This window comes from Shewanella sp. M16, from assembly GCF_018224605.1.
Taxonomy (GTDB): Bacteria; Pseudomonadota; Gammaproteobacteria; order Enterobacterales; family Shewanellaceae; genus Shewanella; species Shewanella oncorhynchi.
In genome coordinates this window covers 1-4,638 of sequence record NZ_JAGTUL010000089.1, presented here as the reverse complement: position 1 = coordinate 4,638, position 4,638 = coordinate 1, and the positions used below count along the sequence as shown (strand labels likewise).

The following is a 4,638-nucleotide window of genomic DNA, read 5'->3' as shown; positions in this document are numbered from 1 at the left end:
AAAGAAACAGCCATTCACATCGCCGCCAACGGCACAGAAATAAAACACACAAACATTAATATAGCTTTTAACAGCGCAAAATCTATACACACCAATATGAAAAAAATATTTTTCGTCGGAAATTCTGTTCGTACGAAAACCATTTTTCTCATGAAATAGGATAAAATTGAAAAATTATTGAAGTATATGCTATCACGATTCATAATGTTTTTCACCTCAAGTATTGACAACTCTTTGGTAATAAATAGATCTGTAGTATCTTCATCAAGGATCAACATATATCCCTCTTTAGAAACTGTTTTTATTTCGCATGCCAAACTTTCAAATTGAACTAGTGATTTACGTAAATTTGAAATAGCCTTAGTTAAAGATGTTTCACTAACAAATACTCTACCCCAAACTATCTCTTGTATTTCTTCTTTACTTAGTACTCTATTAACATTGTCACACAGTAGTTTAAGAATTACTGCTTCACGTCCACCTAGACTTACTACATGCTCATCAGTACTAATCTCCCTTCTTAGTACATCGAAAACCATTTGATTTCCTAATAAATAATTTCTTGTCATGTTTTTCTCCCAAATTCATTAGTTCATGATAGAAAGTGACTCAAGCCTATTGAGTGTTATACATTATGATGTTTTTCCCAGAAAAAAGTAATACAAGAATCGAAAAAATTTATGTCTTTACTAGAAAAAAATGAGGACACAATAAGCACACTTATACTTGACATTAGTTAACAAGAAAACATAGATTAAACATAATATACAAAATGTTACCTACCGACTGGAGTAGATATTCAAAAAACTCAATAGTGTATAATCTACTTCATACAGAAGGTGCATGATTAATAATATATTCCCATTGAGAATCTTAAGCTTGAAAAAGCATCACTACTTGTTCATGCCTATATAAATCACGTATTCCTGAAAACATTTATAATGAAGTTACGCCGTTTATTTTACATTACAATTTAGCTTAACGTTATTATAAATAGCAAAAAAAGCACAAATCACAAGAAGTTAACGCTATATTAATTATAAATAAAAGATAGACAAAAATTGATTATCAATTCTGGTTGATGAGTTAGATTTTCTTCTAGATATTACGGATACCCATAGTTAATTACATTGTAGCGGATTGCCTAGAAGGAGTACGAGCATTCTCGAAGAAAATAAGAGGATTTGTTGAAATCCGATCTGACAGAAATCGCTTGCAATAGTTAACTGTCAAATCGGATTTTAGTGAATGTATTTAGCTAGTTAATAACGTCAGTTTTAATTGCAGTTCATTAATTAAATCTGCCTGTTTTTTGACTAAAGCTTCCTGTCTTAGGAAGCTAAAATCTGCAAATCCCGTTTTCATATGGGGTGCTAAAAATATAGAAATATCTGTTTTAAGACTTTCAGAACTGTGGATACTTGCAATAAATTGCTTTTCCAACTTAGTGATCGCATCTTTACCATTCTTTACAGCAAAATCTTCCATGAATGGCATTTCAGTGAGCACGTTAAGTGCCGCTTGGTGGTAATTTTTATCCAATAAATTCAACTTTTCTTCACCTGTCATCCGTTGATTGGCAATACGACGAGCGCCCTCTTGAATCGCCTCTCCTTTTTTCATTTCATTAGCACCTCGGGTATTATCCGAACGGAAAAGACGATTTTGACCCGAATTAAGGCGATTCATCACTTCAGCTATGACACCTTTACGCTTAGTAACAAAAGGAAGATCTGACACTACATCGGCTTGTTTCCATAAGTCAGGAAAACGCTTCACTTCAGCCCAATAGCTTGAAATCGATTCAGTCTGGCCCTTCATTGCTGTCTCTAACGTATCAATATCTGCATACATTCCAAATTGTTCTAGTAGAATCCCCTCCCAATCAACTTCCATGGCACTGACGATATAGTCGCTAATTTGTTGGCAGAGTACCTCTCTGCTATTCTCATCCATACAAGGCGCAGTTTTAAGTAGTTCATCGGAGTAAATTTCATCTATAAGCTCTTGTTTAGCTGATGTAGGCAAAATATCAGCAGCTATTCCCGTCTTTTTAAGCTTGCCTATATCGAACGTACTAATAGCTGTAAATAATGCATCCTTACCTCCGGTTGATTGAGCAGAGCTTGCCTTTGGCGCAGAGGTAAACGGCAAAATGGGCGCAGGTGGCGGTGGCGGTGGCGGTGGCGGCACATTATCCGACATATTTGATATTACAGGAAATGTCTTATCTAATCCCACTGTCTTTTCAGGCCTTTGAGTTAATAAGCAATCTTTACTATCTTGTACTTTTTTAAGTACTGGACGAAGTCTTATAGCTTCCAATAATGGTGATTGAGAATAAACCGCTGCCGATCCTCTTCTTTCATTATATGTTACCTTTTTTAATTCAACGCCATTTTGAATGTCGAGCTTTAATTGTTGGCTAAGATTCGTGTTTTGCTGATTTTCTTTAACATTAACCCGTGCAACAGTAGAAGTCGCGACAGGCTCTACTGATTGAGCAAGTGTCTTCACCGAGCCAGCGCGTTTTTCACTCGGTTTATGCCTAATTGTATTAAATAGCGATGAGAAAATATTCTTTAGACTCGATAGACTTCTAACCCGCTTAACCTCAATTTTTTTCGCTGATGATTTACCTCCATCAGCGTTACTGGTGCTCGGATTGTTGATATTCGATGATTGTAGTTTGGTGCTTAATTTAGGAAATGGCATCTGGTGCTCCTCAGATCATGTATCTACTAGCGTACTAGCGTTAGTGCTTGTGAATAACTTGTGAATAGATTAATGTTTATTATGATGTTTACAGTACACGCAGTACTCAGGGAGGGCACGATACTTTGTTGGAAATATCCTGATAAAGGTGGTTTTTTTCCGTTAACGATGCTTATCGTAAAAAATATTAATTCATAAATAATCATGAATCTTGGTTTTGAGATTTCACTAACCTTTATTTATTCATTATTAACCATTAATCATACCTATTTATTTAATTTAGAATTAACCTCATCAACATCATTAAATATTGAGATATAACTATGCCTATTCATGCTAATATACATTCTAATTTCAGCGACTATAAAAGCTACAACCAATTTGCTGCTATACCTAACAAACTCAATATCGTTAAGCTTTCCCAATACAAAGCAAGTAATCTAAAAGTTGCAAAAAACATCACTTTACTCACGGATGTTGCAACTGTGAGTAAATACTCCCATTTGGCTAAGTTCGAAGCAGCTGAACTAATACAAAAAAGTTATCGCTCTTATCAACAAAAAAAATCTAATGCAGAGATCAACAAAGTAGGAATTAAATCACTCACAAATGCTAAGGCGAGGCGTAGTTACTTTTATAATTCTGAAGGTGATTTTGTCGCCAGAACACCGACTAAATTTCAACTTGCAGGGGAAGGAAATTTCAAACAGTTAGTACGTAAAGATAATCAATTTGTTCAGCTCCATATTTACAATGACATGCTTGATGTAGATAAGACTCAGTACAACAAGTTAATGATGAATGAACTTAAACATCACCCTTCAATTTGCCCCTCCATTTATGTTAACGATTCGACTATGATTGCCCGTAACGGGGGTATGGAAGTCGCAAAATTAATTGAAAAAAGGAACAAGATATCCTTAATTCACTTCAAATCACTCTTAATGGATTTACACTCCTTACATCTTAAAAAAATATTTCTTCACGATATTAAACCTAACAATCTGACGTTTAACGGCACAAATGTGCGTCATATTGATGTAGAAAATTTGGTGGCCCCTGATTATAACGATGGTAAAAATGGTATTGTCTGTACGGATGAATATACGACCACCCATTTGACGAATGCTATTTTAAACTGTGATACTCTTGCAGATCAAAACCACGATAACTATGCCACTTTACTCAGTATTATTGAAGCCACAACTGGTAATTTTTTCAAAAATGCCCCAACAGAGAATCCAAAAAGTACTTTTGGTCTCCAAGGTGATGACCTACTAAGTGCTCGAGTCTGGATACGGGAACATATAAATTCTGAGTTTCAAGCTAGGGTAGAGGCATTACTTAAACTTCCCGGATGTAATCACGACTCAACTCCCTTGGTCGAAATGATCAACTGGAAATAAAGTGTCTTAAGCCTCTTGATTGAGAGCAAGCTTATCGTGAGCCAAACCTGTTTATGTGTTATTCCTGCCGATATTATCTCAGGTTACGTTAGTTCATTGAGGCGGCCATTACATAGTCTAGTTGTGTTAGGTTTCAATAATTCAATACCGTATGGCGCCGCTCTAGGCGCCAACTTTACAACATATCACAAACGATTCTTGTCCGTTATGCACGTTTTCTACTAGGTGTAAAAATGTTGTTATGGCTCAGGATAATGGGCAACTGTGTATCATTCTTTAACAATATACTGTGGCCAGTATGGAATTTATGGTTTCGAAGTTAAATTAAGTTTTATTGCGGAAAACTAAGGTGAAACATTATTTTTTCCCTAACAATAAATTAATAAAAATTGTAGTGGTCAACTAAATTTGGCCACAGCTTTAGAATCTTCCCAAAATCGTCGCTCTGATTCATTTGGGCTCAATCCTGCATTGTAATGATGTGGCCTGACTTCACAGTAATAACCAATGATGTAAT

At 35.4% G+C, this 4,638-nt stretch carries 3 protein-coding genes; 1 reads left to right on the top strand and 2 read right to left on the bottom strand.

Features of this window, described 5'->3' with window-relative positions; genetic code table 11:
• Positions 1 to 14: 14 nt before the first annotated feature.
• Positions 15 to 569 carry a winged helix-turn-helix domain-containing protein gene (locus tag KFE26_RS23370; protein ID WP_212601893.1) on the bottom strand — a complete coding sequence of 185 codons (555 nt, stop codon included), beginning with the start codon at positions 567 to 569 and terminating at the stop codon, positions 15 to 17.
• Positions 570 to 1,254: 685 nt separating this feature from the next.
• The gene (locus tag KFE26_RS23365; RefSeq protein ID WP_212601892.1) at positions 1,255 to 2,715 is read right to left on the bottom strand and encodes an actin-binding protein; all 1,461 of its coding nucleotides are present in this window, start codon (positions 2,713 to 2,715) and stop codon (positions 1,255 to 1,257) included.
• A 323-nt stretch (positions 2,716 to 3,038) separates the two neighbouring features.
• On the opposite strand from KFE26_RS23365, the gene KFE26_RS23360 reads away from it, so the two are divergent.
• Positions 3,039 to 4,121 (top strand): hypothetical protein, encoded by a 1,083-nt coding sequence (locus KFE26_RS23360; RefSeq protein ID WP_212601891.1) that lies wholly within the window; start codon positions 3,039 to 3,041, stop codon positions 4,119 to 4,121.
• Positions 4,122 to 4,638 lie beyond the last annotated feature (517 nt).

Bases quoted from the DNA above. Each gene is read 5' to 3' on its own strand.
- KFE26_RS23365 (WP_212601892.1), bottom strand. From the start codon at position 2,715: ATGCCATTTCCTAAATTAAGCACCAAACTACAATCATCGAATATCAAC.
- KFE26_RS23370 (WP_212601893.1), bottom strand. From the start codon at position 569: ATGACAAGAAATTATTTATTAGGAAATCAAATGGTTTTCGATGTACTA.
- KFE26_RS23360 (WP_212601891.1), top strand. From the start codon at position 3,039: ATGCCTATTCATGCTAATATACATTCTAATTTCAGCGACTATAAAAGC.